This is a genomic window from Solibacillus sp. FSL W7-1436, from assembly GCF_038007305.1.
Classification (GTDB): Bacteria; Bacillota; Bacilli; order Bacillales_A; family Planococcaceae; genus Solibacillus.
This window is the reverse complement of the sequence record NZ_JBBOWV010000001.1, coordinates 3635946-3662879: the sequence shown is the minus strand read 5'-3', so window position 1 is coordinate 3662879 and position 26934 is coordinate 3635946. Positions and strand designations below refer to the sequence as shown.

Sequence of the window (26934 nt, the reverse complement as noted above, 5' to 3'; positions counted from 1 at the left end):
ACACAGAAAACAGGAGAAACCTCACGCTTAGAAAGTAGTGGTGAATCCCACGAGGGTATTTGCGGAGGGTGTAGTCCAGTTGGGCAAGAGAAGAACAGCTATTCACGGAAAGGAACAAAATGGTGATGTTGAATCAAATTTTGGAACGGCAAAACATGATACAAGCATTAAAGCGAGTAGAAGCGAATAAAGGAAGCCATGGAGTAGACATGATGCCCGTACAAACCTTACGACAGCACATCCTCGAAAATTGGGAAACCATAAAATCGCAGATTTTGAATGGTACCTACGAACCGCAACCAGTCCGTCGTGTCGAAATCCCGAAACCAGACGGCGGTGTGCGTCTATTAGGAATACCAACCGTGACGGACCGTTTGATTCAGCAAGCCATCTCGCAGATTTTATCAAAAGAATATGACCCAACATTTTCGGACCACAGCTATGGATTCCGTCCAAATCGGAGTGCTCATGATGCGGTGAGGAAGGCAAAAGGCTATTTAAAAGAGGGATACCGATGGGTAATTGATATGGATTTAGAGAAATTCTTTGATAAGGTTAATCATGACCGCCTAATGGGAACATTAGCAAAACGAATTTCAGATAAACCGTTATTAAAACTTATTCGTAAATATCTCCAAGCGGGTGTCATGATTAATGGAGTAATTTCAAGTACAGAAGAAGGGACCCCTCAAGGTGGTCCTTTAAGTCCGCTACTTTCTAATATCGTCTTAGATGAACTCGATAAAGAGCTAGAGAAACGAGGACATAAATTCGTTCGCTACGCAGATGATTGCAATATTTATGTGAAAACCGAACGTGCTGGATTACGGGTGATGGCAAGTGTACAGCGATTCATCGAGGGTAAACTTCGTTTAAAAGTAAATGAAAAGAAATCAGCAGTAGACCGTCCATGGAATCGTAAATTCCTAGGTTTTAGTTTTACGAATCATAAAGAACCGAAAGTTCGCATTGCGAAATTAAGTCTCGTACGAATGAAGAAGAAAATACGAGAAATTACCTCAAGAAAGATGCCTTATTCCATAGAATACCGAATTGAAAAGTTGAACCAATATCTGATAGGGTGGTGTGGATATTTCGCTTTAGCGGATACTCCTTCAATATTTAAAGCATTAGATGGATGGATTAAACGAAGATTACGTATGTGTCTATGGAAGAATTGGAAGAACCCCCGAACAAGAGTCAGAAATCTTATTCGTTTAAAAGTACCTTATGGGAAAGCATACGAATGGGGAAACACCCGAAAAGGGTACTGGCGCATTTCTAAAAGCCCCATATTACACAGAACCCTCGGCAATTCCTATTGGGAAAGCCAAGGGCTGAAAAGTCTGCAAGTTCGTTATGAAACTTTGCGTTATTCATCTTAATTGAACCGCCGTATACGGATCCGTACGTACGGTGGTGTGAGAGGTCGGGAGTTAATCACTCCCTCCTACTCGATTGTTCTAGAAAGGTACCAATCGATTTCCGTTATACCGTTCCAAAAGAATTATCAATCCTTTCCGCAATAATTGAAATGTCTTCATCAACGAATATGTACGTATCCCTGATTATTATATAACTGTCAACAGCCCGTTCTAGATGCTCATCATCTTCAAGTATTTCCTTTAAGTTCTCGCTAATATAGTAGCAATCATCGGAACTCTTAAATTTACAATCTTCTATCTCATCAAGGTCGACATCTTTAAAGTATTGATCCATTTTCTCCAAAATATTATATAATTTCTTATCAGAGAAATACTTGTATTCATTGCCATCAAGCATCTTAATATATAAATATTCGAACTTGTATTCACTCCAGAGTTCCTCTTCATTCATCAAGAACAGGAAAAGAAACCTTTCCTCTGCTTTTTCATTGCGATAATAGATTTTTTCGGTGTTCAGCTCATAACCTTTAATCCTTTTTAGAAAAAGTCTTTTGTTATCTAGTACAATAACACTCAATTCATAATCATCCTTTTTTCTTTCATGATAATTTACGATTATTCTAACCAGAAAAGAGATTTTTTAGACTTTGTGAAACTATAATTGTGCAACTCGTGTAAAAAATTTATATTTAACGTTTAACAAAAAATAACAACGGGTAAAATTAGATAGCAAGGCTAAGAAATTCTTCGTCTTCGTTTTACCTCCTTTCTTTGGATAATATGTTTGAAAACGTATTGTTCTATTTGTGTCTAGCTGGTGCTGGGCACTTTTTTTGTTGTCATAGGATTTTAATATTAATTTCACATTATTAATATAATTCCGCAGTAGAATAGGGGGACAACTATAAGGAGCGATGAAAAATGAAACGATGGAAATATCTTATTATTATTCTCGGCGTCCTGACGTTTTTTCTGCTTGTAAGATTTCCGCAAGATTTTGATGCATCTCAAACAATAACGGCCAATTCTCCTGATGAGATTGTCAAGAAATACAAAGAAGAATTACATGTACAACGTGAGACATGCTATAACGATATATTACTGCTAGGTACATTAAGCAACACGCAACTTCGAACAATGGAAATTGAGCTTGAAAATTATTTGAACGAGCTGGGCACATTAAGAAATGAGATTATCGAAAATAATATAAACCACCAAAATTTAACCAATTCAATCGAACTAGATATTCTAATGATCAATCGTACGCTTAGGGCTATTGAAACAAGGGATGAAAGGTATTTAAAAGACATATCAGATATGTATCATAATTTACTCCAATTCCAACGTTCACTATAATAATATATTTTAGGTAGTTATAACTTATGAGTCAGATATTTAATCCTTCATTGAGAGGATATGCTAAAAACCCTCCTTGCACGCCAATATTTAACTAAACAAATAGCGAAAAAATGTATATACTGTTATGTATGGGGAGGTGGAATGGCATGGTTATTCATGAAAATCATTTTTTTGAAATAATAAAAAATGATAGAAAAGTATATTTGCAAACACGAAAACCAGGTTTTATGCTAAAAGACTTCGAAACGATTGTGCGCCAAAATCCTCGTATTAAACTTACGAATTTTGCATTATTGAAAAAGGGACTAAATGAAGTGAGTGAATCCCCTGTTGAAATTGGTATGTGGCTGCCATCGATGGTAATCGGAATTTCCCGAGATAAAATGTCGGCATCGCTTTTTGTATATGAGACAGCGGAGCATATAAAAGAGAATGTGCAATCCATTCAGAATAAGATTCAGAAACTTTTAGCTGATGAGAACATAACGCACGGAATTTTAAATGTGAAACCTGAAGCCATTGTCACGGCAAAAGCAATATTGATTGCGCAAGGTACGCCATCTGTTAAAGGTGAAGATGCACAACTTGCCTATTTAGAACTACCTGAGCGAAAACCGGTCATAAGAGAAGACGGGAAAGCGGATTATTATGATATGAATTTCATTTATGAAATTGAAGAAGGCGCATGGCTTGGTGAGAAAATTCATGCATTGCCGGGTATTCCGGGAATAAATATTTATGGGGAAGCAATTCCTGCTCCATCGGGGAGTGACCTGCCGTTGAAGTATGACCGGAAATCGGCGTATGAAGTTGAAGAAGACGGCAAAACCGTACTACGCTCGAAAATTAACGGGGTAGTTGAAGAGCATGAAGGGATGGTAAGTGTTAATCAACATTTACCGATTGTTGGAGATGTCGGCATTGAAACCGGAAATATTGAATTTAATGGTTCTGTCTCGATTAAAGGAACAGTCCAGCCAGGTTTTTCGGTGACTGCAAATGGCGATATTTCAATCGAACATCCGGAAGGTGTATCCGGCGCAAAACTGATTAAGTCCTTAAACGGGGATATTTTTATTCGTGGAGGTATCTTCGGATTAGGCGAAACACAAGTAGAAGCTGCCGGTGATATATTCGTTAAACATATAAATGATGCCCATTTGGTCGCAGGTCGAAATCTGAATATTGGATTTTATTCATTAGGTTCTAATTTATGTGCGCATTCCATATCGGTCGATGAACGAAAAGGGAAAATCATTGGGGGAACTGCAATCGCAAAAAGCACAATCGTTGCGGCATTTACAGGAAACCGATTGGAAAGACCGACTGAACTCATCATCAATAGCATAAACAAAGCGGAAAGTCTTGAGGGCATTCAATTCAAGGCATCGCTGCTAAAATCAATGCAGGAAGACATCGTGCATCTTGAGTCACAAATAGAACGCATCGTTCCCGTTATACATACGTTAACACAACGACAAACGGAAGCACTGGAGCTAACAAAGCAAAAGCACGCTTCCAATAAAGAAACAGCGCTGAATTTAGATCGGGAAATTAAACAGTTAATGAGCGATTTGCGCAAAGTTAGTAAAGCAGAGATACATGTAACGAAAGAAGCATATCCTGGTACATATATACAGATCGGCAAAAAGTCCACTGTTTTGACGTCTACAACGAATGGACGATTTTTAATAGAAAATGGAGAGTTGAATGTATAATGAATAACATACCCATTTTTGCCCACCGTGGGGCATCGAGCTTTCACTTGGAAAATACGTTTGCTGCCTTTAAAAAGGCGAAAGAACTTGGGGCGGATGGCATTGAACTGGATCTCCAAGTTTCAAATGATGGGATTTTAGTCGTGTTTCATGACAATGACTTAAAGAGACTTGCCGGCATTAACAAAATGGTTAATCAGTGCTCCTATGACGAACTGATCCACTACAAATTAGGACCGCGGTTTAAAAGGTTGTTTCGCCGTGACCACATGGTTGCTTTTGCCGACGTACTGGAGTGGGCGAATGCCGAAAATATAGCGTTGAATGTGGAGCTGAAAGAGTCGCTGTTAACGAACGAGCATGTGCTGAAGGAATTACTGCAAACGATTACTTTACCTGAAAACAGCCACTTCTCGTCATTCCATGAATCTTTGCTAAGAATTGTGAAAGAGATTCGACCGGATATCGAAACAGGGTATATCATTACGAAAAAATTCTATTGGGCCACATTGGCGGAGCAAAATTTTTTCGATGCAATCCATGCACATAAACGTTACTATAAAGGTGAATATTTAGAAGCTTGTAAAACGGCCAATATTGGAATGCGTTTTTATGCAATCCAGGGAAATGAATCCTTTTTGAAAAATCCGCATTCTATCGTAAAAGGGTGGATCACTGATTTTCCGGATTTAGTTCAGCAAGCCCAAATAAATTCCTGAATTAGTACCCGATTTGTTTATACCTTAATAATTTTGCGGCATAGTACAATTCCCTTACTTTTCCGGAAAGAAAAATTAACTGAATAAACGAAAAAAATCAAATTTCTCATTTAAAAGAAATTTGATTTTTTATTAGGATATTATTTCTGCCAACGCTCTGATACCTTACCGCGCTTTCGATCGCGATAAAGTAAAAAGCCTGCAAAAAATAAAAACGAAACGGCAAAAAAGATGGCACCAACAACGAATTGCAACCAAATCCACGGAAATGGTGAAATTAAAATACCGAATAATGTATCTCGCATAAATTTTATCCCGGCTGCCATTAAAATTGCGGGAATGACTAGTACGATAAATGCAGCCATACGTGCCATTTACATTCCTCCTCCAGACAGAAAACAGTGATTGGAACATTGTCACCGATTATTTTAGTATCACTTAATTTTACAATGCAGGCAGAGAAAGTCAATAATCGGGTATAGAATCATAGAATGGAAATAAGGGAAGAGTTCAGTAATACATAAAACATTATATCAAAATAATTTTTAATGGCATATAATTACCCGTTTTAAAGGGGGATTTTCGGTTAAAAATTGTCCGAATATTCTAATTTAAGTCAAATTAGGGATTTCTAGTTGCATCCTTTTAGATTTATAAGTATTGTAAAAATAACGATAATAAAATTATACAAATTTGAGTATTTATTATCTTTAATTGACAGAAATTAATAATATACGAGAAAGTAAGCGCTTTCTTGAGTGGAGGGGTATAGTGTTATGGAAATTTTCAAGTACATGCAGAAATATGATTTTGAACAGGTAGTCTTTTGCCAAGATGAGGCATCGGGGTTAAAAGCGGTAATTGCTATTCATGATACAACATTGGGTCCAGCTCTTGGGGGTTCGCGCATGTGGACATATGCCTCAGAGGAAGCGGCTATTGAAGATGCACTTCGTCTAGCACGCGGTATGACTTATAAAAATGCGGCGGCAGGCTTAAATTTAGGTGGCGGTAAAACAGTTATTATTGGTGATCCGTTCAAGGATAAAAATGAAGAAATGTTCCGTGCATTGGGACGTTTCATTCAAGGTTTGAATGGTCGATATATTACGGCGGAAGATGTTGGTACAACGGTTGCCGATATGGATTTGATCCACGAAGAAACAAATTATGTAACAGGTATTTCGCCGGCATTCGGAAGCTCAGGCAATCCATCGCCAATTACAGCGTATGGTGTATTTTTAGGAATGAAGGCAGCAGCGAAAGAAGCGTTTGGTGACGATTCACTTGCAGGCCGTAAAGTAGCGGTTCAAGGTCTTGGGAATGTCGCGTACACTTTATGTGAATACTTGCATAAAGAAGGAGCGAAACTAATCGTAACGGACATTAATCAGCAGGCAATCGACCGTGTCGTTGCGGACTTTGGAGCGGTAGCTGTAGCACCTGACGAGATTTACGCACAAGATGTAGACATTTTCTCACCATGTGCTCTTGGCGCAATTGTTAATGATCAGACGATTCCGACGTTCAAAGCGAAAGTTATCGCCGGATCTGCAAACAATCAGCTGGCCGAATCAAGACATGGTAAAGTACTGCATGATTTAGGAATTGTGTATGCACCGGATTACGTGATTAATGCAGGCGGTGTTATTAACGTAGCAGATGAGTTATACGGCTATAATCGCGAGCGCGCCATGAAACGCGTTGAAACGATCTACACAAGTCTGGAAAAGATTTTTGCAATTTCAAAAGAAGAAGATATACCAACTTATTTAGCGGCAAACCGTTTAGCGGAAGAGCGTATTGCTCGTGTAGCGAAATCCCGCAGTCAGTTCCTTCAAAACGAAAAAAATATTTTAAACGGCCGCTAATACGCGTTACCGAAAGAAGTAATTGATTTTGTAACTGGAAAAAGGGGTGTCGGTTATGGCGAAAGATTATGATGTCGTTATTTTAGGCGGAGGCACGGGCGGTTATGTAGCCGCGATTCGTGCCTCTCAGCTCGGATTGAAAACGGCAATCGTCGAAAAAAATAAAATGGGGGGTACATGCCTGCATGCGGGATGTATTCCGACTAAAGCATTGCTCCGAAGTGCTGAAGTATATGTGCAATCGAAAAAGGCACTTGATTTTGGGGTGGAAGTGAACGATGTCAAAATCGACTTTGAACGTGTCCAACAAAGAAAGGCTACCGTAGTAGATAAACTTTACAAAGGTGTCCAGCATTTGATGAAAAAAGGAAAAATCGATGTGTATGACGGTTTTGGCCGCATTTTAGGGCCATCAATATTCTCGCCGATGCCAGGTACGATTTCGGTGGAGATGAACGACGGTACAGAAAATGAAATGCTTGTGCCGCAAAATGTCATCATTGCGACGGGTTCTCGTCCCCGAACATTGGATGGATTGAAGGTTGATGGGAAAAAGGTGTTCACATCAGATGAATTTCTGACGATCGAAAAACTTCCGAAGTCAGCCATTATTATCGGTGGCGGCGTAATTGGTGTCGAATGGGCGTCGATGCTTACTGATTTCGATGTCGAAGTCACGATTATCGAGTTGGGTGACCGCCTGTTGCCGACCGAAGATGCAGCCATTTCCGCAGAGATGCTGAAATCTTTGAAAAAGCGCGGTGTTAATGTTCATTTCAATGTCAAACTCGATCCGTCAGCAATCGATACAAAAGAAGATGTGACGCTTCAAGTGAATGATGAAACCATTTCAGCTGAAGCACTTTTACTATCAGTCGGAAGGGTAGCGAACACATCAAACATCGGTTTGGAAAACACGGAAATCGAACTGGACAAAGGATATATTTCAGTAAACGAACATTTCCAGACGAAAGAACGTCATATATATGCTATAGGAGACGTGATCGGAGGCATGCAGTTGGCACATGTCGCTTCACATGAAGGGATTCGTGCTGTCGAGCATATTGCGGGACAGAATTCGATTCCAATGCATTATGCCAATATTGCACGAGGCGTCTACAGTAATCCGGAAGTCGCAAGTGTCGGCCTGACGGAAGAACAAGCAAAAAATAACGGCTATAAAGTTGTTACAACAACATTCCCGTTTAAAGCGATCGGTAAAGCGATTGTATATGGTGAAACAGCAGGCTTTGTGAAAGTAGTTGCGGATGAAAGCTCGAACGATGTTGTCGGCGTCCATTTGATCGGACCGCATGCAACGGATCTGATTTCCGAAGCTGCACTTGGCTTGTTTTTAAATGCCTCACCATGGGAAGTTGGACAGATGGTGCATTTGCATCCTTCGTTAAGCGAAATCATCGGGGAAGCCGCGCTGGCGATTGAAGGCAAAGCAATTCATTTTTAACAGTGACAAGGGGGTATTTTATGACGGACACTAATATTACACATGAACAATTGGGATTGACGAATGAAGATGTACTGAAAATGTACGAAACAATGCTGATGGCACGCCGTATTGATGAGCGGATGTGGCTGTTGAACCGTGCAGGCAAAATACCATTTGTTATTTCATGCCAAGGACAGGAGGCGGCTCAAGTAGGTGCTGCCTTTGCCCTTGATCATACAAAGGATTATATTGCCCCGTATTATCGTGATATGGGGGTTGTCCTTCATTTTGGGATGACGGCAAAGGATTTAATGCTTTCGGCATTTGCGAAAGCGGAAGATCCGAACTCCGGCGGGCGTCAAATGCCGGGGCATTTCGGACAAAAGAAAAATCGTATACTTACGGGTTCTTCTCCTGTAACGACACAAGTACCGCACGCGGTCGGTGTCGCACTTGCAGGAAAAATGCAGCAAAAGGACTTTATCACATTTGTAACACTCGGTGAAGGATCGTCAAACCAAGGGGACTTCCATGAAGGAGCAAACTTTGCGGGTGTGCATAAACTGCCGGTTATTATCATGGTAGAAAACAACCAATATGCAATTTCTGTTCCGGTTGAGCGTCAACTGGGCTGTGCACAAGTATCAGACCGTGCAATCGGCTACGGGATGCCTGGTGTAACGGTAGACGGCAAAAACCCGCTGGAAGTATACAAAGTGGTGAAAGAAGCGGCTGATCGAGCACGTCGCGGTGAAGGGCCTTCACTGATCGAAACGGTTTCGTTCCGACTGACAGCCCATTCTTCGGATGATGATGATCGTCAATATCGTACAGCTGAGGATATTGCAGAAGGAAAAGCAAAAGACCCGATTATTTTATTTGAAACATACTTAAAAGACAACGGGATAGCGGACGATGCGCTATTGGAAGAAATGAATAAAAAAATTATGGATACTGTCAATGAAGCGACAGATTATGCAGAAAATGCAGCCTATGCCTCGCCAGAACATGCATTGCGTTTTGTGTATGCGGAAGGAGAAGATGCGTAATGCCGGTAATTTCTTATATTGATGCGATTAACTTAGCGATGAAAGAAGAAATGGAGCGAGATGACCGCGTCTTCGTATTAGGTGAAGATGTCGGGTTAAAAGGCGGCGTGTTCAAAGCGACAACGGGCCTGTATGACCAGTTCGGCGAAGCGCGTGTACTGGATACACCGTTAGCGGAAAGTGCGATTGCCGGTGTTGCAATCGGTGCAGCGATGTACGGCATGCGCCCGATTGCTGAAATGCAGTTTGCGGACTTTATCATGCCTGCTGTAAACCAGATTGTTTCGGAAGCGGCAAAAATCCGTTACCGTTCCAACAATGACTGGAGCTGTCCATTAGTTGTGCGCGCGCCATTTGGTGGGGGGATTCATGGTGCCCTTTATCATTCACAATCGGTTGAAGCAATGTTTGCAGGGACACCAGGATTGAAGATTGTCATTCCGTCAACACCATATGACGCGAAAGGACTGTTGAAAGCAGCTATTCGCGATCCGGATCCTGTACTGTTTTTCGAACATAAACGTGCATACCGCCTTATTAAAGGGGAAGTGCCGACAGATGATTATACATTGCCGATCGGAAAAGCCGATGTGAAGCGTGAAGGTGATGATGTAACGGTCATTACGTACGGCCTTGCAGTGCATTTTGCATTACAGGCAGCAGAACGCCTTGCAAAAGACGGCATCGAAACGCATATTTTAGATTTGCGTACCGTTTACCCGTTGGATCAGGAAGCTATTATTGAAGCGGCAAGAAAAACAGGAAAAGTCCTTCTAATTACAGAGGATAACAAAGAGGGCAGCATTCTCGGTGAAGTGGCAGCCATTATTGCAGAGCATTGCCTATTTGAACTGGATGCACCGATCAAGCGTCTCGCAGGTCCGGATGTACCTGCAATGCCATACGCACCAACAATGGAAAAGTTCTTCATGATTAATCCTGACAAAGTAGAAAAAGCAATTCGCGAACTCGCTGAATTCTAGTTAATAGAATTGGGTTGTATAAGAATCCTAAATAAACAGCAGAGGCCTATTAGTTAAAGGGGGATTGTTAAATGACAATTCAAAATATCGTCATGCCGCAACTTGGAGAAAGCGTGACAGAAGGTAAGATTGAACGCTGGCTTGTCCAAGTGGGAGATAAAGTAAACAAATATGATCCATTAGCAGAAGTAACAACAGATAAAGTAAGTGCCGAAATCCCTTCATCGTTTGCAGGGGTAATTACAGAGTTAATCGCAAACGAAGGCGAAACATTGCCGGTAGGCGCAGTTGTATGCACCATCGAAGTGGAAGGCTCTGAAATGCCGCCAGCACCGGCGGAAAAGAAGTCGAATGTCAGCTCGGCAATTCTTAATGCCGGTACACAGAAAAAAGAAGAAGAAAAACCGGCAGTGAAAAAAGAAGAAAAACCGGTGCGCACAGAACGCAAGCCTGGTCGTTTTTCTCCTGCTGTTTTAGCATTGGCAAACGAACATGATGTCGACTTGGCACAAATTACAGGCACAGGTGCAGGCAATCGAATCACAAGAAAAGATGTTGAAGCTTATGTTGCTGCAGGGAAGCCGACAAGTCAGGATATTTCGAATGACGAGCAACCAACAGCATTCACGGAGCCAAAACAAGAGTCGTCTTCACAAGCCCCAGCACAAGGCACAACTCAGGCACCGGCATCTTCATCCCAGCCAAAACAGGAAATTCCTGTTGCTGCCGGAGATATTGAAATTCCGGTTACGCAAGTGCGTAAAGCGATTGCGAAAAATATGCTGCGCAGCACACATGAAATTCCGCATGCGTGGATGATGATGGAAGTTGATGTAACAGAGCTTGTTGAATACCGCGACAGCATAAAAGAAGATTTCAAGAAAAAAGAAGGTTTCAACCTGACGTATTTTGCATTCTTCCTAAAAGCGGTCTCCCAGGCGCTAAAAGAATTCCCGATCATCAATTCGGTTTGGGCTGAAGACAAGATCATTCAGAAAAAAGATATTAATTTATCGATTGCCGTAGCAACCGATGATGCATTATTCGTACCGGTCATCAAAAATGTCGATGAAAAATCGATTAAAGGCATTGCGAAGGAAATTCACGAATATGCACATCTTGTACGCAACGGGAAACTGAAAATGGAGCATATGCAAGGTGGTACATTTACGGTCAACAATACCGGATCATTTGGTTCTGTTCAGTCAATGGGCATTATCAATCATCCGCAGGCAGCGATTTTGCAGGTGGAAAGTATTGTAAAAAGACCTGTAATAGTACAGGGTAATATGATTGCTCCACGCTCTATGGTGAATTTATGTTTATCTTTGGACCATAGAATTTTAGATGGCATGATTTGTGGTAAATTCTTATCTCGTGTGAAAGAAATTCTCGAAAATGTCGATAAACAGAAGATGTCAGTCTACTGAAAATGCCGTGAAAGCCTATGAAATAAGGCTTTCACGTTTTTTTTCTCTTTATTGTCAGAACATTCTCGTGTAAACTATAGTACAGAAATATAACAAGGGGGGAAGCTACTTAGCGACCACATGTCAATGAATATGAAAGAGATCGAATTTCAAACAGCCAGCTATGAGCAGTGGAAGGAAGAAGCGGTAAAAGCATTAAAAGGAAAACCGTTTGAATCCTTATTTACAAAGACAATTGAAAATATCACGCTTGACCCACTTTATACAGAAGAAAGCTTAATCGAAAAATTGGGAGACCAACTGGAGAAACAAGTATCTACAATCCGTTCTTTAACAAAACAGACAAGCTTCACTGTTGCACAGCAAATCGCCGGCGATGATGCAGTCAGCTTTTTTGCCAATATCGAGGAAAGCTTATCACGCGGCAATGAAATGATTACGATCAACAGCCCGGTTGCATTTGACTGGTCTGAACAGGACAGCGAAAAACTCGCTTCTTATTTATCGGAAAATTCATTTAAATTTACTGTCGCTTCTGCTGAAGATGCAGTGCTGGATGTATTCAACTATATTGACGAGGCTAAACGCAATGACGTTGTAGGCTATATTGTTTCACCTGAAACAGTAGTATTGGCTGACTATCCAAACGTCCGCACGTTTGGTGCAAATACGATTCCGTTCCATAATGACGGCGCAAATGCGGTACAAGAGCTTGCGATTGCGCTTGCACAAGCAGCTAAGCTTGCCAATACGGTAGAAGATTTTAAAGCATTTGAACAGAAGTTTTTCGTACAGTTCGCTGTCGATACACAATTCTTTGCAGAAGTCGCAAAACTTCGTGCCTTCAAAGTAATATGGAAAGCGTTTGCTTCAGCATTCGGCAATGAAGCAAGTGCTGTACCGGTCGTAGTGGAAACTTCGGTGCGCAGCTTCTCGAAATATGATGTGTATGTAAACTTATTACGTGCAGGCAATGAAGCGTTCTCGGCAGCAATCGGCGGTGCAGATGTTATTACAGTACATCCGCATGATGCATTGACAGGTGTTTCGGGGCAGTCGGTCCGAATTGCTCGTAATGTTTCCCTTGTTACGAAAGAAGAGTCGCATGTAACAAATGTCATCGATCCATCAGGCGGTTCGTACTTTATCGAATCATTAACAGCAGACTATGTTAAAGAAGCATGGGCACTGTTTTTGGAAATCGAAATTGCCGGCGGACTGGAAGCATACGGTATCAGTGCACAAATTGAGGAAGTATATCAGGCGCGCATGAAACAAGTGGAAACACGCAAGCATTCACTGATCGGTACAAATATTTATGCAAATCCGCAAGATACAGTAGCAACAACTGAAAATGCTCAGTTTGCAGATGTGAAACGTCTTGCCGTTCCATTTGAAAACTTGCGTGCTACTTATGCACAAACTGGAATCAAGACAGCGATTTTAACATTCGGCGAACTGAAAAACTACAAGCCGCGAGCAGATTTTGTACAAGGATTCTTCGCAACAGCAGGCGTTGTAGCATATCAAACAGCAGGATTCCAAACAATTGAGGATGCAACAACTTGGCTGGCAAGTGCCGACTATGACTATGTAGTCGTAGCTGCAACAGATGAAGATACAAAAGCGATTATGCCGGCATTACTTGAAAACAAAAAACAATCGGTTGTATTGGATGCAGCAGGTAAATATAAAGAAGATGAAGCGGCATGGACTGCAAACGGCTTGAACGGCTTTATCTATGCAGGTCAGAATATCGCCCGCAAGCTGTCGGATGTCGTGATGAGCGTGAAGGGGGTACAACAATGAGTAAAGCAAATTTCGCAACGGTTGTCATTGAAGATGTATTAAAACAAGAGCAACTTACTTCTACAGGCTCGTACGTGACAAATGAAGGCATCGAAGTGAATTCTGTCTACAATAAAGAAGATATTCAGAACGCAAAACATTTAAAAGATGTGGCTGGTATTGCACCAAATACTCGTGGTCCATATCCGACAATGTATGTAGCGCGTCCATGGACAGTGCGTCAATATGCAGGTTTCTCGACTGCGGAAGAATCAAATGCTTTCTACCGTCGTAACTTGGCAATGGGTCAAAAAGGTCTTTCAGTAGCATTCGACTTGGCAACACACCGCGGTTATGACTCGGATCACCCACGCGTAACAGGGGATGTCGGAAAAGCGGGCGTTGCGATCGATTCGGTTGAAGATGCGAAAATTCTGTTCGACGGCATTCCACTTGATCAAATGTCGGTATCGATGACGATGAACGGCGCGGTTTTACCGATTCTTGCATTCTACATCGTTGCAGCAGAAGAGCAGGGGGTATCGCCTGATAAATTGGCCGGTACGATCCAAAACGACATTTTAAAAGAATACATGGTACGTAACACATATATTTACCCACCGGCAATGTCGATGAAAATCATTGCAGACATTTTTGAGTATACGGCGAAATTCATGCCGAAATTCAACTCGATTTCCATTTCGGGTTACCATATTCAAGAAGCGGGTGCGACAAATGATATCGAGCTTGCCTATACATTGGCAGACGGTCTTGAATATGTACGTACAGGTTTAAAAGCGGGCATTGATATTGATGCATTTGCACCGCGTTTATCGTTCTTCTGGGCGATCGGCATGAACTATTACATGGAAGTTGCGAAAATGCGTGCAGCACGCCGTATTTGGGCACAAATGATGTCTACATTCAATCCGAAAAACTCGAAGTCTCTTGCACTGCGTACACACTCGCAAACTTCAGGCTGGAGTTTAACAGAGCAAGATCCGTTCAATAACGTAACTCGTACATTGATCGAAGCAAACGCGGCAGCGATGGGTCATACACAGTCACTTCATACGAACGCACTGGATGAGGCCATTGCTTTACCGACAGACTTCTCGGCTCGTATTGCACGTAATACACAGTTATTCCTGCAGGAAGAAACAGGAATGACAAAAGTAATCGATCCATGGGGCGGCTCGTACTATGTTGAAAAACTGACAGAAGAGCTGACAGAAAAAGCATGGGCATTAATCGAAGAAATCGAAGCGCTTGGAGGAATGGCAAAAGCGATCGAGACAGGACTTCCAAAAATGAAAGTTGAAGAAGCAGCGGCTAAACGCCAGGCGAAAATCGATTCAAAAACAGAAACGATTGTCGGCGTAAACAAATACCGTCTTGCTGAAGAAGATCCAATCGACATTTTGGATATCGACAATGCGATCGTACGCGAATCACAAATTGCACGTCTTGAAAAAATGAAGGCAACACGTGATGAAGCGGAAGTACAGAAACATTTAGCACGTTTAACAAAAGCGGCTGAAGACGGCTCTGAAAACTTATTGGCTGTTGCGGTGGATGCGGCAAGAGCACGTGCATCCCTTGGTGAAATCTCGGATGCGATTGAAGCAGTATCTGGCCGTCATAAAGCGATAATCCGTTCAATTTCAGGTGTCTACTCTGCAAACTTCTCGGACGATGAAATGATTTCAGAAGTGAAGCAAATGACAGAAGACTTCCTGGAAGCAGAAGGTCGCCGTCCACGTATTTTAGTGGCGAAGATGGGACAAGACGGACATGACCGCGGTGCGAAGGTTGTTGCAACCGGCTATGCGGACTTAGGTTTTGATGTCGATATTTCTCCATTGTTCATGACACCGGAAGAAACAGCGCAAATGGCAAATGAAAACGACGTACACTGTATCGGAGTATCTTCTTTAGCGGCGGGTCATAAAACATTAGTGCCTGAACTTGTAGCTGAATTGAAGAAATTAGGTCGCGAGGACATCATTGTCATCTGCGGCGGTGTAATCCCGGCCCAGGACTATGATTATCTGTATAAAGCAGGTGCAGCGGCGATCTTCGGACCAGGTACTGTAATTCCGGTATCGGCAATCCGTATTATTGAAGAAATTTATAAAAAGTTAGGTTATGAGGAAGTGGCAGAGTAGTGATGCCACAAGACGAGAAGAGCGCTTTATTTGTCATGGATGGTGTGAAGGGTGGTCATGATGGTATGAGCTATTCAAACCCGAAAAAGTTCCGGAAAAAAAAGCAGGATACACTTGATCTACAGACGCTGGCAGGCGAAGTACGTGCGGGTAACCGTACTTCGCTCGCAAAAGCGATAACACTCATTGAAAGCTCGAATAATGCCCATAAGGAAGAAGCACAGAAGCTGCTGCAGGAGTTATTGCCATATACGGGCAATTCAATCCGAATTGGCATTACCGGTGTACCGGGTGCCGGGAAAAGTTCATTTATCGAAGCATTCGGTACGATGCTGTGCAAAATGGGCAAGCGCGTTGCGGTTCTTGCAATCGACCCGAGCTCATCACTTTCAGGGGGCAGTATTTTAGGGGACAAAACACGGATGGAAGAACTGGTACGCCAGGAAAATGCTTTTGTCCGTCCATCACCGAGTGCCGGTACATTGGGCGGTGTCCATAAAAAATCCCGTGAAACGATGCTGTTATGCGAAGCGGCAGGCTATGACGTCATTTTGATTGAAACAGTCGGTGTCGGTCAAAGTGAAACATATGTACGCGGCATGGTCGACTTCTTTCTGCTATTAGTCTTAACAGGTGCCGGAGATGAGCTACAAGGGATGAAGAAAGGCATTATGGAGCTTGCTGACGGCATTATCGTCCATAAAGCGGACGGGGACAATGTACGCCCTGCACGCCGGACAATGCAGGAATACAAGCAGATTCTTCATTTCCTTCAGCCGTCCACTCCTGGCTGGCTCAGTACGTCACTGACCGTATCGTCCCTTGAAAAAACGGGGCTCGACAAAGTATGGGATATGCTGATGGAGTTTGAGCAGACGATTAAACAGACGAATTATTGGACGATACGTCGCCATGAACAGACGCGCGACTGGTTCCATACGATGATTACCGATCATTTAATCGACTCGTTCTATCAAAATCCTGAACGTAAAAAGCAGGTCCGGTCACTTGAGGAAGAAATATTGCATGGACAGCTAACGGTTACACAAGGGGTTAATGCATTATTTAATGAGAAAAATGAAGGTAAATGATAATCAAGAGTCTTTGCACATCTATCGTAACCTTGCTATGATAAAAAGGAACATAGAAAGGGGCTAAAAAGCTTATGAACATGGATTATGATTTATTTATGCAACAAATTACAACGACTGCACGTGCAGAGATGGAAGCAGCAGGTTATGAACAACTGCGCACTCCGGAAGATGTGGAAGCAGCGTTTGCTCGTAAAGGAACAACTCTTGTTATGGTGAATTCTGTATGTGGTTGTGCTGGCGGTATTGCACGTCCTGCAGCAACACATGCTGTACATTACGATAAGCGTCCTGACCATTTAGTAACAGTATTTGCCGGTCAAGATAAAGAGGCAACAGCAGCTGCACGTTATTATTTCGGTGAAGATCACATCCCATCATCACCATCATTCATTTTATTGAAAGATGGACAAGTTGTAGGAGAAGTCGGCCGCTTTGAAATCGAAGGACATGACCCAATGAGTGTTGTAACAAACCTTCAAGGTCACTTCGAGGAAAACTGCGAAGAAATCTAATACTACAAGAGTTATTGTGTAACGGGTGCGTATTGAACGTACCCGCTGCACACCTATAACGGGGGAGTTCAACCGATATGAAGAAATTTTCAATCGGCTATCGTACATTAAAAACAGCCATTGGTGCTGCTGTTGCGATAGCAATTGCCCAATATTTTGATTTGCAGTTTTTCACGGCAGCTGGTATTCTGACGATTTTAAGCATTCAACCAACAAAACGTAAATCTCTCCATGCAGTGTATACCCGGATTGTTTCAACATTTATCGGGATCGCTTATGCATTTATATTTTTCGAAATATTCGGTTATTCGCCGGTTGTTTTGGGGATTGTTATGATTCTTTTCATTCCGACAATTGTTTCACTGAAAGTTGTGGAAGGTTTTATCTCCAGTTCGGTCATTATGATGCACATTTATTTGACTGCCAATTTTACGGTCGATTTGCTAATTAATGAATTTTGCTTAATGGCAATCGGTTATGGGGTTGGGTTAGTCGTAAATATGTACATGCCGGATATCCAGCAGGGCCTGTATTATCACCGCGAAAAATTGGAGTCGCTATTGAAGAAAATTCTTGCGGAAATCGCCGGATATTTGAGAGATGGCGATACATTATGGGACGGTCATGAACTGATTGAGATGGCAAAAGTGGTCGAGGCAGGAAAAGCGCTGGCATTCCAGGATGTTGAAAACCACGTGACTCGTAAGGAAAATACATTTTATCTGTATTTTGATATGCGTGAAAGACAGCTGGAAATTATCGAGCGGGTTTTGCCGAAAATTACGACACTGCCGGTGATGACCGAGCAGGCTACATTAATTGCAGCTTTTATTGAGGACTTGAGCGAGAACGTCCACTCGGGAAATACGGCAAGCCGCTTTTTGGAAAAGCTCGACAAAGTAAAAGAAGAGTTCGCCAAAATGCCATTGCCAAATGATCACGAAACATTCCTCGCAATGGCCGCATTGTACCAGTTCATCGAAGAAATGGATGAATACCTGGTCATCAAGCAATCGTTCAGGGGGATGAAATAATACGGAACAGGGTGGCGGAACCGTCCGACCCTTCATTCCAATCAACTTCAGAAACCGGAGTAAATAAAAAAATGGATGCATAGACATCCATTACATAATTGCTGCGACACCCATTGCAACAGTTGAGATTAACATGATAACAACCATTGAATAAACGACTATTTTTTGAAACTTTTTGTTGCTCATTCTTTTCGCTCCTTCAATATGAACTAGTACTAGTTTATCAAATTTGAAGGAATTCTCAAGTACCTTGGATTTTACATTTTCGAAATTTTAAAATTTTTATTCAAAAGGGAGTCAGTACCGTGGAAAAAGTGGATCATATCGGCATTGCCGTACGTAATATCGAAGAACGTATTACATATTACACAGAAACGTTAGGCTTGAAATTATTAAAGATGGAAGAAGTAGAATCTCAGCAAGTAAAAGTTGCTTTTATCGATGCAGGCAACGTAAAAATTGAGCTGCTTGAGCCAATGAGTGAAAAGAGCGCAATCCACGGCTTTTTGGAAAAGCGCGGAGAAGGCATTCACCATGTTGCATTCGGTGTAACAGGTATTCGCGAGCGCATGGCTGAACTTCGTGAGAAAGGTGTACGACTATTATCGGAAGAGCCAGGCCCAGGTGCTGGCGGCGCGGAAGTAGCATTTTTACACCCGAAAGACTCATATGGTGTACTTTATGAATTATGCGATAAAAGCGGAAAAGGGGATAAATAACGATGACAACGACGACAGTAACTCCAGATATGTTTGATAAAATTAATGAGCTTTATGACCGTAAAGAAGCGATCCAGCTTGGTGGCGGGGATGCGCGTATCGAAAAGCAGCATGAAAAAGGGAAAATGACTGCCCGTGAACGTATTGATATGTTATTGGATGAAGGGTCATTCGTTGAAATCAATCCTTTCATCACACACCGTACTGTTGATTTCGGTATGGACAAACTGGAAGGCCCTGGTGACGGCGTAGTTACTGGTTTCGGTAAAATCAATGGGCGTAATGTGTATTTATTTGCACAGGACTTCACAGTATTCGGTGGTGCGCTTGGTGAAATGCACGCGAAAAAAATCGCAGCAGTAATGGATTTGGCAGCGAAAAACGGTACGCCGTTTATCGGCATTAACGATTCAGGCGGGGCGCGTATTCAAGAAGGTGTATTATCACTTGACGGGTACGGTCACATCTTCTACCGTAACTCAATCTATTCAGGTGTAATTCCGCAAATCTCGGTAATTATGGGACCTTGTGCGGGTGGTGCTGTTTATTCACCAGCGATTACAGACTTTATTTTAATGGTTGATAAAACATCCCAAATGTTCATTACAGGTCCTAAAGTAATTGAAACAGTTACAGGCGAGAAAATTTCGGCAGAAGGTCTTGGCGGTTCTAAAGTGCATAACGCGACTTCAGGGAATGCCCACTTCCGTGCTGAAAACGAAGAAGCTGCCATTGCACAAATTCAGCAATTACTTTCTTACTTACCACAGAACAACAGGGAAAAAGCACCGAAACAAGCTGCTCCTGAAGGCGATAACTTCCGTTCAGAACTTGTTGATGTTGTGCCGATCGACCAAACAAAATCTTATGATGTTCGTAAAGTAGTAGAACAAGTAGTTGATGAAGGTTCATTCATGGAAGTGCAAAAAGAATTCGCGAAAAATATCGTTGTTGGTTTTGCACGTATCGCGGGCGAATCAGTTGGTCTAGTATGTAACCAGCCGAAGTTCCTTGCTGGCGGATTGGATATCGATTCATCTGATAAATTAGCACGTTTCGTGCGTACTTGTGACGCATTCAATGTGCCTGTCATTACATTTGAGGACGTATCCGGTTTCTTCCCGGGTGTTAAACAGGAACACGGCGGGATTATCCGTCACGGTGCGAAAATCCTTTATGCTTACTCTGAAGCAACTGTACCGAAAATTACAGTCATTTTACGTAAAGCATACGGTGGTGCGTACGTAGCATTGAACTCGAAAGCAATTGGCGCGGACTTAGTATTTGCTTGGCCGAATGCTGAAATCGCTGTAATGGGTGCTGCTGGTGCGGCAAACATTATTCATGCAGGTGAAATTGCGAAGTCGGCTGATCCGGAAGCAACACGTGCAGCGAAAATTGAAGAATACAAAGAAAAATTCGCTAATCCTTATGTAGCGGCATCACGCGGTATGGTTGACGATGTTATCGATCCACGTGAAACACGTATTAAGCTGATCCAGGCATTGGATATGCTTTCAACAAAGCAGGAAGACCGTCCATACAAAAAGCACGGAAATATTCCGCTATAATTTTTAATTAAAATACACTAAGAAACATCTCTTGAATGATTGACAATCCAATCATTTTTGAGGTGTTTTTTTAGTTCAGGCTATAATAATTTTAAACAAAACAGTTTGTAATACAAAAAAATTATCAAAAATTACTGACCATTAAATTGTAAATCCTCCTTTTTTATTATAGTGAAATTTACGAGAAGCCATTATGCTATTTAAAGAGAAATTCTAGGAGGATAAATGCATGAAGGAAATCAATCAACTACAAAGAGCAATTGATTTAAGGAGTGAGGGGGAATTACGACAATCCAACCAACAATTATTGAGTTTGGTTGAACAACATCCGAAAGATGGCTATGTAAATTATCAGTGTGCATGGAGCTATGATATGCTAGGAGAAGAGTCCAAAGCTGTACCGTACTATGAAAAGGCGATTCAAGGTAATTTGAAAGAAGAAGATTTAGCGAATGCTTATTTAGGTCTCGGCAGTACATACAGAACACTGGGAGAATACGAAAGTTCAAAACATACACTTGAAGAAGGGCTGGAGAAGTTTCCGCACAATTTAGCCATTCAAGTATTTTATGCCATGACGCTGTTTAACTTGAATGAACATGAGCGTTCACTGGAGCTTCTATTGAAAAACTTAGCGACTACTTCATCTGACCCTCAAATTCAGAAATACAAAAATGCGATAAATTTTTATAGTGATAAATTAAATGAAGTGTGGAAATGAATGCGCATTTCATTGCAGAAAACTTTTAGGGTGGTCGGCAACACAATGAAAATAATTAAAATTGTAAACTGCATCCTCTATACGGCGATGGTCAGCCTGATCGGCTACAGCTGTTATTTCCTATCAATGTTGTTTATCATGGGGATGCTGTTTACCGCTGCTGATGCTCCACCCGGAGACATTTCAAATTCAGGCAGGCTGCTGACCATTGCCTTTCAAGCTTTTGGAACGTTAATTGCGCTATTTGTTTACAGTCTCATTCACTGGACCATTGCATCGCTTTTAAAAATACCGTTTCCAAAGGGATTTGTGCTTATTTTGAACGGGATCATTATCAGTTTGGTCGTTGGTGCATTAATCGTAAAATTCATTATGATCGACGGCAGTTCTTTATAAAATTATTCCACCGCATTAAGATTGAATGCTGCATGCTGTTTATTCGGTTCCTTTTCATACGGGTGCTCGTGCTCGGCAAACAGAAAGATTGCCCCAAGTTCAATGCCATGCCCGTAATGGGCGGTTTCTTCCGGAGTGAGATGCAAAATACGCAAGCTCACTTCATAAACATTTTGACGCGTCACAAAGCTGATGAGCTGGTCGAGCCAGTTGCCGGCAAGGTGGACTTGAATGTCGGTATACATTTTCAGAGATTGTAACGGGTGAAGATCTTTTGAAAACACATGGATTTCATGCTCGGAAAAACCGTGCCCTCTAATCATGTTCAGCTTTGTCATAGCTTCCTCAACACTGTACACTAAAGCGATTTCACGTCGGTACTCCATCATGATCACCTCTTTTTTTTATTGTAATGCAAATATTATTCAGATGGTAGTGATTGAAAACAATCGTGCCTTAATACAATTACAAAATGCAGAAAATTCGAAACTTATCCAGTATCTAATCCGTAGAACATGAAAAGGGAGGTTTTACTGATGGGGAACTATTCCATTCGTGATTTTGTCAACAAGACGCAGCAAGACCAGAATGAAAATGATTATTTTGAATTGGAAACCGATCGTGTACTTGAAGTAAATCTGAACGGGGAAGTATGGTCGAAAATGGGCGCAATGATTGCCTACGTCGGTTCGATCAAGTTTGAGCGTGAGCGCATGCTGGAGCACGGCGTGTCGAAAATGTTCAAGAAAGCATTGACCGGTGAAGGTACGCAATTGATGAAGGCTAAAGGGAAAGGCCGGTTATATTTAGCTGACCAAGGAAAAAAGATTACCATTTTTGATTTGCAGAACGAAAGTCTGTGTGTGAACGGCAATGACCTGCTTGCATTTGAACCGTCAATCAATTGGGATATACGACTTATGCGCAAAATGGCCGGTATGATGGCAGGCGGCTTATTCAACGTCATGCTGGACGGCAAAGGAAAAGTGGCGATTACAACCCATTTTGAACCGCTGACACTGATCGTTAAGCCGGGTGAAACAGTGTATACCGACCCGAATGCGACAGTCGCATGGTCCGGGAATTTGAAGCCGGAATTTGTAACGGATATTACGTTCCGCACACTCATTGGACGCGGCAGCAATGAATCGATCCAAATGGCCTTTTCCGGTGAAGGATTCGTCATCATTCAGCCATTTGAAGAAGTGTATTTATCGTCGGAATCATAATGGCTGTGTTAATAGGAATAGATACCGCTTTGAAGTAAGAATGAATAAAAAGGCGATTGGAATGGAGGGGAGGCAACCCCAACGGCAATAGCGTAATTTATTTTGCGACGAAAGCGAAGCGACAGGAGCACTGACGCCTGAGACTAGGAACAAAAGCTAAGAACGCCACGTCCTGTAGCAACGCTTTTGTGACCAACTTCGTGTTGGCCTCACGCCCGCGGAAAGCGTCCGACCCGGAATGGAAATCACCACTTTTTTATTGATTTAAGGAGAAAACAGATGTTTTTAAAATCAGTCAAACTTAAAAAAGAAGAAATAACGGACTATAGCGAATACCCGTTTTCGATTCCGTTTATTCGCCATATGGATGAATTGGATGTGGACGCAAGGGTCACGTTTTTCGTCGGAGAAAACGGGGCGGGTAAATCGACATTGCTCGAAGCCATTGCAGATCAGATCGGCTTCAATCCGGCAGGGGGCAGCACACAAAACTATAAGGCATATGAAGTGGATCAATCCGAATCCGCGCTTGGCGATTATGTGAAGCTCTCGTGGTGGCCAAAAGTAACGAACGGCTTTTTTCTGCGTGCCGAGACATTTTATCAGTTTGCGTCGCATTTGGATGAAACCGATGAGAACGGCTACAAAGCATACGGGGGAAAATCGCTTCATCATCAGTCACACGGGGAATCTTTTTTCTCGCTGTTCCAGCACCGGTTTACAGGGCAGGCCATCTATTTGCTGGATGAGCCGGAAGCCGCATTATCCCCGACAAGACAGCTGGCGTTTTTAACATTGATGAATGATTTGGTAAAGCAGGGAAATGTGCAATTCATCATCGCAACACATTCGCCGATTTTACTCGGATTCCCGGAGGCGGTCATCTATCAATTTGATGAGCATGGCATCGAGCAGGTAAAGTATGAAGAAACCGAACATTATCAGGTAACCTCGTATTTTTTGCAGCACCGTGATAAAATGCTGCAAAATTTGTTTGAAGACAATGAGGATGAACTGGATTAGCAATCGATTACAGATGTCGGGTAACTATAAAGGATTTATAAAGGAGTGAAGAATATGGGATGGCAGCAATTGCAGCAGCAATCAGAACAGCATTACATTCAACTTTTGGAAGCGGAAAAACTGAGCAAAAAAATCGAAAGTCTTGAACAGCAGATCCAGCATACCGAGCAGGATATTGAGCAGCATGAACAGAATCTGCAAAAGGCACGCCAGCAATTGAATAAGCTCGAGGGGTTTTCGTTCGTGAATCTATTTCGCGGCTGGTCCGGGAAAAAGGATGAGCTGATCGAACAGAATATGGACCAGGTTGCCGTTTCAGAGCTGAAGCTGGTCGAAGCGCAGCTGACGTTTAAGGATTTACAGGAAGACCGGGGTAAACTCGTTCAGCGATTAAGCGCAATAGATGTTTCAACTATACGTGAGCAGCTGAAGAAAATAGAAAATGAAAAACAAGTGTGGCTGATGGCAAATGCACCTGCAGCAGCGAAGGAATTAACGGGCATCATTGAACAGGAGCTTTTATGCAAACAGCTGAAAACCGAAATCCATGAAGCGATTGATGCGGGTAAACAGGCATTCAATAAGCTGACGGATGCCGGCTCGAAATTGCAGGATGCCAAATCCTACTCGACATGGGATACATTTTTAGGCGGAGGCTTTATCGCAACGGCATTAAAGCATGACAAGCTGGAAGAGACGAACGGCTATTTGCACGAAGCACAGATGGCCCTTCAACGATTCCAAAACGAACTGCTCGATATTAAAGAGATGCGCCAAAATACACTGGAAGTTCATACGGATGGTTTTATCATGTTTACGGATTACTTTTTCGATAATATTTTTACCGACTGGTCGGTTCATTCGAAAATTACAACTGCAATCGATCAGCTTTTGCGTGTACAGGATGATGTGGCGAATACACTTCGGGATTTGAAGCAAAAACTGAGCATGACAACCGAAAAAGAACAGGCGCTGCAAGAGGAAAAACAAAGCATTTTAACTGCCGATGATCAATCATTGTTTTTTCAAAAATAGAGGCGTACAATAAAGCGTAAACTAGTTATTTAAAGGAGTTATCGATTATGAACCGAGTAGTAGAAGAGTTTCTGGAATTAGTGCAAATTGATTCTGAAACGAAACACGAAGAAGTAATTGCACCAATCTTAGTAAAAAAATTAGAAGAAATGGGCTTTGATGTTTTTCAGGATGATGCACATACACGAAATGGTCACGGTGCAGGCAATATTATCGCAACATTAAAAGGTGATGAGTCTATCGAGCCAATCTACTTTACAGTACATATGGATACAGTCGTACCGGGCAAAGGCATTAAACCGGAAATTCGTGAAGACGGCTATATTTATTCTGACGGCACAACGATTCTAGGTGCGGATGATAAAGCAGGTATCGCAGCATTATTCGAAATGGCGCGTCGTTTAAAAGAAAAAGACAGCGCACACGGCACAATCCAGTTCATCATTACAGCGGGTGAAGAAAGCGGATTAGTCGGAGCCAAAGAACTGGATCCTTCAAAAATCATCGCCAAATACGGTTTTGCGGTTGATAGTGACGGCAAAGTAGGCGGCATTGTAGTAGCAGCACCGTTCCAGGCAAAAGTATTTGCGAAAATCATCGGTAAAACAGCACATGCAGGCGTTGCACCTGAAAAGGGGATTTCCGCAATTACGGTTGCAGCAAAAGCGGTTGCCCAAATGAAATTAGGCCGTCTTGATGAAGAAACAACAGCGAATATCGGACGTTTCGAAGGCGGGAAAGCAACGAATATCGTATGTGATGAAGTATCGATTCTTGCGGAAGCCCGTTCGATCGATGAAACAAAACTGAATGCCCAAACGGACCATATGAAAGAAACATTTGAACGTGTCGCACAAGAAATGGGTGCGCGCGCTGAAGTGGAAGTAAAGTTAATGTACCCAGGTTTCCGTGCGACAGAAGAAGATCAGGTTGTGAAAGTTGCGAAAGCGGCGGTAGAAGCGATCGATCGCACACCGCAGCTTGGTATTTCAGGCGGCGGCAGCGATGCAAACGTTATCGCCGGGTTCGGAATCCCTACTGTAAACTTATCGGTCGGCTATGAGGAAATTCATACGACAAACGAAAGAATGCCGGTGGAAGAACTGGAAAAACTGGCTGATTTATTGGAAGAAATCGTTGTTCAAACAATGAAATAAGAGGTATGAATATGAGCATTGAAAAAGCAGTCGTATTTTTATGCGGCACAGAAGAATATGCCGTTCCGGTTGGGCAGGTTGTTTCGATTGAAAAGCTGGAGCGCGTAACTCCGATTCCTCATTTGCCGAACTACTTGCTCGGCTTTGCGCGAATTCGCGGGGAACTTACACCGATCATCGATTTTCAGACCATTTTATACAATCGCCCGACAAATACACAAACGGCTAAAATCATTGTGTTGAAGACAGAGTTGATTAATTACGGATTGGTCGTTGCCGATGCGAAAGAAATTATCGACTTTGAAGAAGGCGTATTAAAACAGATGGGGCTTGTCAATTACGAAAAGACGAAATATTTTACTGCGGTTGCCAATTTGGAAGACCGCATGATTTCTTGTATCGACCCGAATATTCTCGTTCACTCATTGGACGGCATCCGTGAAATTATCGAATATATGCATGAAATGAACCAGCAGGAAAATCAGACAAACTAAAAAAAGGAGCTTATCATCTGAACGTGATAGGC

The 26934-nt window shown here is 42.2% G+C and carries 27 protein-coding genes; 23 read left to right on the top strand and 4 right to left on the bottom strand.

Translation table 11 applies throughout. From position 1 onward, the window contains the following. Positions 1 to 122: 122 nt before the first annotated feature. Positions 123 to 1385 (top strand): group II intron reverse transcriptase/maturase, encoded by a 1263-nt coding sequence (gene ltrA, locus MKX73_RS18155; protein WP_340718832.1) that lies wholly within the window; start codon positions 123 to 125, stop codon positions 1383 to 1385. A gap of 103 nt (positions 1386 to 1488) precedes the next feature. Here the strand turns inward: ltrA and MKX73_RS18150 are convergent, their stop codons facing one another. Next, positions 1489 to 1962, bottom strand: coding sequence for a DNA polymerase III subunit alpha (locus MKX73_RS18150; protein WP_340718664.1), 474 nt, complete (start codon positions 1960 to 1962; stop codon positions 1489 to 1491). A gap of 344 nt (positions 1963 to 2306) precedes the next feature. On the opposite strand from MKX73_RS18150, the gene MKX73_RS18145 reads away from it, so the two are divergent. The 3 genes from MKX73_RS18145 (at position 2307) to MKX73_RS18135 (ending at position 5181) form a co-directional block, all read left to right on the top strand. Next, a complete protein-coding gene (locus tag MKX73_RS18145) occupies positions 2307 to 2741 on the top strand; it encodes a hypothetical protein (protein ID WP_340718663.1) in 435 nt (144 codons plus the stop codon). A 149-nt stretch (positions 2742 to 2890) separates the two neighbouring features. Then, a complete protein-coding gene (locus tag MKX73_RS18140) occupies positions 2891 to 4462 on the top strand; it encodes a DUF342 domain-containing protein (RefSeq protein ID WP_340718662.1) in 1572 nt (523 codons plus the stop codon). Beyond that, a complete protein-coding gene (locus MKX73_RS18135; protein WP_340718661.1) occupies positions 4462 to 5181 on the top strand; it encodes a glycerophosphodiester phosphodiesterase in 720 nt (239 codons plus the stop codon). The genes MKX73_RS18140 and MKX73_RS18135 overlap by 1 nt, the downstream gene beginning before the upstream one ends. A 140-nt stretch (positions 5182 to 5321) precedes the next feature. On the opposite strand, the gene MKX73_RS18130 is transcribed toward MKX73_RS18135, so the two are convergent. After that, positions 5322 to 5555 (bottom strand): DUF2627 domain-containing protein, encoded by a 234-nt coding sequence (locus tag MKX73_RS18130; RefSeq protein ID WP_251687080.1) that lies wholly within the window; start codon positions 5553 to 5555, stop codon positions 5322 to 5324. A 402-nt stretch (positions 5556 to 5957) separates the two neighbouring features. Here MKX73_RS18130 and MKX73_RS18125 point away from each other — a divergent pair, with 402 nt between their 5' ends. The 10 genes from MKX73_RS18125 (at position 5958) to MKX73_RS18080 (ending at position 18557) form a co-directional block, all read left to right on the top strand. Next, positions 5958 to 7052: a Leu/Phe/Val dehydrogenase gene (locus MKX73_RS18125; protein ID WP_251687082.1), complete on the top strand. Its 1095-nt coding sequence runs from the start codon at positions 5958 to 5960 to the stop codon at positions 7050 to 7052. A gap of 55 nt (positions 7053 to 7107) precedes the next feature. Next, positions 7108 to 8517 carry a dihydrolipoyl dehydrogenase gene (gene lpdA / locus MKX73_RS18120; protein ID WP_340718660.1) on the top strand — a complete coding sequence of 470 codons (1410 nt, stop codon included), beginning with the start codon at positions 7108 to 7110 and terminating at the stop codon, positions 8515 to 8517. A gap of 20 nt (positions 8518 to 8537) precedes the next feature. Continuing rightward, the gene (locus MKX73_RS18115) at positions 8538 to 9548 is read left to right on the top strand and encodes a thiamine pyrophosphate-dependent dehydrogenase E1 component subunit alpha (RefSeq protein ID WP_340718659.1); all 1011 of its coding nucleotides are present in this window, start codon (positions 8538 to 8540) and stop codon (positions 9546 to 9548) included. Further along, positions 9548 to 10531 (top strand): alpha-ketoacid dehydrogenase subunit beta, encoded by a 984-nt coding sequence (locus MKX73_RS18110; protein WP_340718658.1) that lies wholly within the window; start codon positions 9548 to 9550, stop codon positions 10529 to 10531. The genes MKX73_RS18115 and MKX73_RS18110 overlap by 1 nt, the downstream gene beginning before the upstream one ends. Before the next feature lie 71 nt (positions 10532 to 10602). Beyond that, complete coding sequence (locus MKX73_RS18105; protein WP_340718657.1) at positions 10603 to 11961, top strand: dihydrolipoamide acetyltransferase family protein; 1359 nt, start codon at positions 10603 to 10605, stop codon at positions 11959 to 11961. A gap of 126 nt (positions 11962 to 12087) precedes the next feature. Beyond that, positions 12088 to 13770, top strand: a complete 1683-nt coding sequence (locus MKX73_RS18100; protein WP_340718656.1) for a methylmalonyl-CoA mutase family protein — start codon at positions 12088 to 12090, stop codon at positions 13768 to 13770. Then, the gene (gene scpA / locus MKX73_RS18095) at positions 13767 to 15917 is read left to right on the top strand and encodes a methylmalonyl-CoA mutase (RefSeq protein ID WP_340718655.1); all 2151 of its coding nucleotides are present in this window, start codon (positions 13767 to 13769) and stop codon (positions 15915 to 15917) included. The genes MKX73_RS18100 and scpA overlap by 4 nt, the downstream gene beginning before the upstream one ends. Before the next feature lie 2 nt (positions 15918 to 15919). Then, positions 15920 to 17008, top strand: coding sequence for a methylmalonyl Co-A mutase-associated GTPase MeaB (meaB, locus tag MKX73_RS18090; protein WP_340718939.1), 1089 nt, complete (start codon positions 15920 to 15922; stop codon positions 17006 to 17008). Positions 17009 to 17082: 74 nt separating this feature from the next. Beyond that, on the top strand, positions 17083 to 17523 hold the full coding sequence (locus MKX73_RS18085; RefSeq protein ID WP_251687094.1) for a BrxA/BrxB family bacilliredoxin: 441 nt from the start codon (positions 17083 to 17085) through the stop codon (positions 17521 to 17523). Positions 17524 to 17600: 77 nt separating this feature from the next. Continuing rightward, a complete protein-coding gene (locus MKX73_RS18080; RefSeq protein ID WP_340718654.1) occupies positions 17601 to 18557 on the top strand; it encodes an aromatic acid exporter family protein in 957 nt (318 codons plus the stop codon). Between the two features lie 90 nt (positions 18558 to 18647). Here the strand turns inward: MKX73_RS18080 and prli42 are convergent, their stop codons facing one another. Next, complete coding sequence (gene prli42, locus MKX73_RS18075) at positions 18648 to 18743, bottom strand: stressosome-associated protein Prli42 (protein WP_008404197.1); 96 nt, start codon at positions 18741 to 18743, stop codon at positions 18648 to 18650. 119 nt (positions 18744 to 18862) lie between these two features. Between prli42 and mce the strand changes: the two genes are divergently transcribed. The 4 genes from mce to MKX73_RS18055 all read left to right on the top strand — a co-directional run bounded on the left by mce (position 18863) and on the right by MKX73_RS18055 (position 21964). Next, on the top strand, positions 18863 to 19276 hold the full coding sequence (gene mce / locus MKX73_RS18070; RefSeq protein WP_251687099.1) for a methylmalonyl-CoA epimerase: 414 nt from the start codon (positions 18863 to 18865) through the stop codon (positions 19274 to 19276). 2 nt (positions 19277 to 19278) lie between these two features. Then, a complete protein-coding gene (locus MKX73_RS18065) occupies positions 19279 to 20847 on the top strand; it encodes an acyl-CoA carboxylase subunit beta (protein WP_340718653.1) in 1569 nt (522 codons plus the stop codon). Positions 20848 to 21076: 229 nt separating this feature from the next. Then, entirely contained in the window at positions 21077 to 21568 is a 492-nt protein-coding gene (locus tag MKX73_RS18060) for a tetratricopeptide repeat protein (protein ID WP_340718652.1), read from the top strand. Positions 21569 to 21613: 45 nt separating this feature from the next. Continuing rightward, positions 21614 to 21964 carry a hypothetical protein gene (locus MKX73_RS18055; protein WP_340718651.1) on the top strand — a complete coding sequence of 117 codons (351 nt, stop codon included), beginning with the start codon at positions 21614 to 21616 and terminating at the stop codon, positions 21962 to 21964. Between the two features lie 2 nt (positions 21965 to 21966). Here MKX73_RS18055 and MKX73_RS18050 read toward each other — a convergent pair whose 3' ends face one another. Next, the gene (locus tag MKX73_RS18050; protein ID WP_340718650.1) at positions 21967 to 22353 is read right to left on the bottom strand and encodes a general stress protein; all 387 of its coding nucleotides are present in this window, start codon (positions 22351 to 22353) and stop codon (positions 21967 to 21969) included. Between the two features lie 147 nt (positions 22354 to 22500). Between MKX73_RS18050 and MKX73_RS18045 the strand changes: the two genes are divergently transcribed. The 5 genes from MKX73_RS18045 (at position 22501) to MKX73_RS18025 (ending at position 26902) form a co-directional block, all read left to right on the top strand. Further along, complete coding sequence (locus MKX73_RS18045) at positions 22501 to 23193, top strand: AIM24 family protein (protein ID WP_251687110.1); 693 nt, start codon at positions 22501 to 22503, stop codon at positions 23191 to 23193. 279 nt (positions 23194 to 23472) lie between these two features. Continuing rightward, on the top strand, positions 23473 to 24216 hold the full coding sequence (locus tag MKX73_RS18040) for an AAA family ATPase (RefSeq protein WP_340718649.1): 744 nt from the start codon (positions 23473 to 23475) through the stop codon (positions 24214 to 24216). Positions 24217 to 24270: 54 nt separating this feature from the next. Continuing rightward, on the top strand, positions 24271 to 25251 hold the full coding sequence (locus tag MKX73_RS18035) for a hypothetical protein (RefSeq protein WP_340718648.1): 981 nt from the start codon (positions 24271 to 24273) through the stop codon (positions 25249 to 25251). Positions 25252 to 25298: 47 nt separating this feature from the next. Then, positions 25299 to 26408 (top strand): M20/M25/M40 family metallo-hydrolase, encoded by a 1110-nt coding sequence (locus MKX73_RS18030; protein WP_340718647.1) that lies wholly within the window; start codon positions 25299 to 25301, stop codon positions 26406 to 26408. An 11-nt stretch (positions 26409 to 26419) separates the two neighbouring features. After that, the gene (locus tag MKX73_RS18025) at positions 26420 to 26902 is read left to right on the top strand and encodes a chemotaxis protein CheW (protein WP_340718646.1); all 483 of its coding nucleotides are present in this window, start codon (positions 26420 to 26422) and stop codon (positions 26900 to 26902) included. The last annotated feature ends 32 nt before the right edge of the window (positions 26903 to 26934 follow it).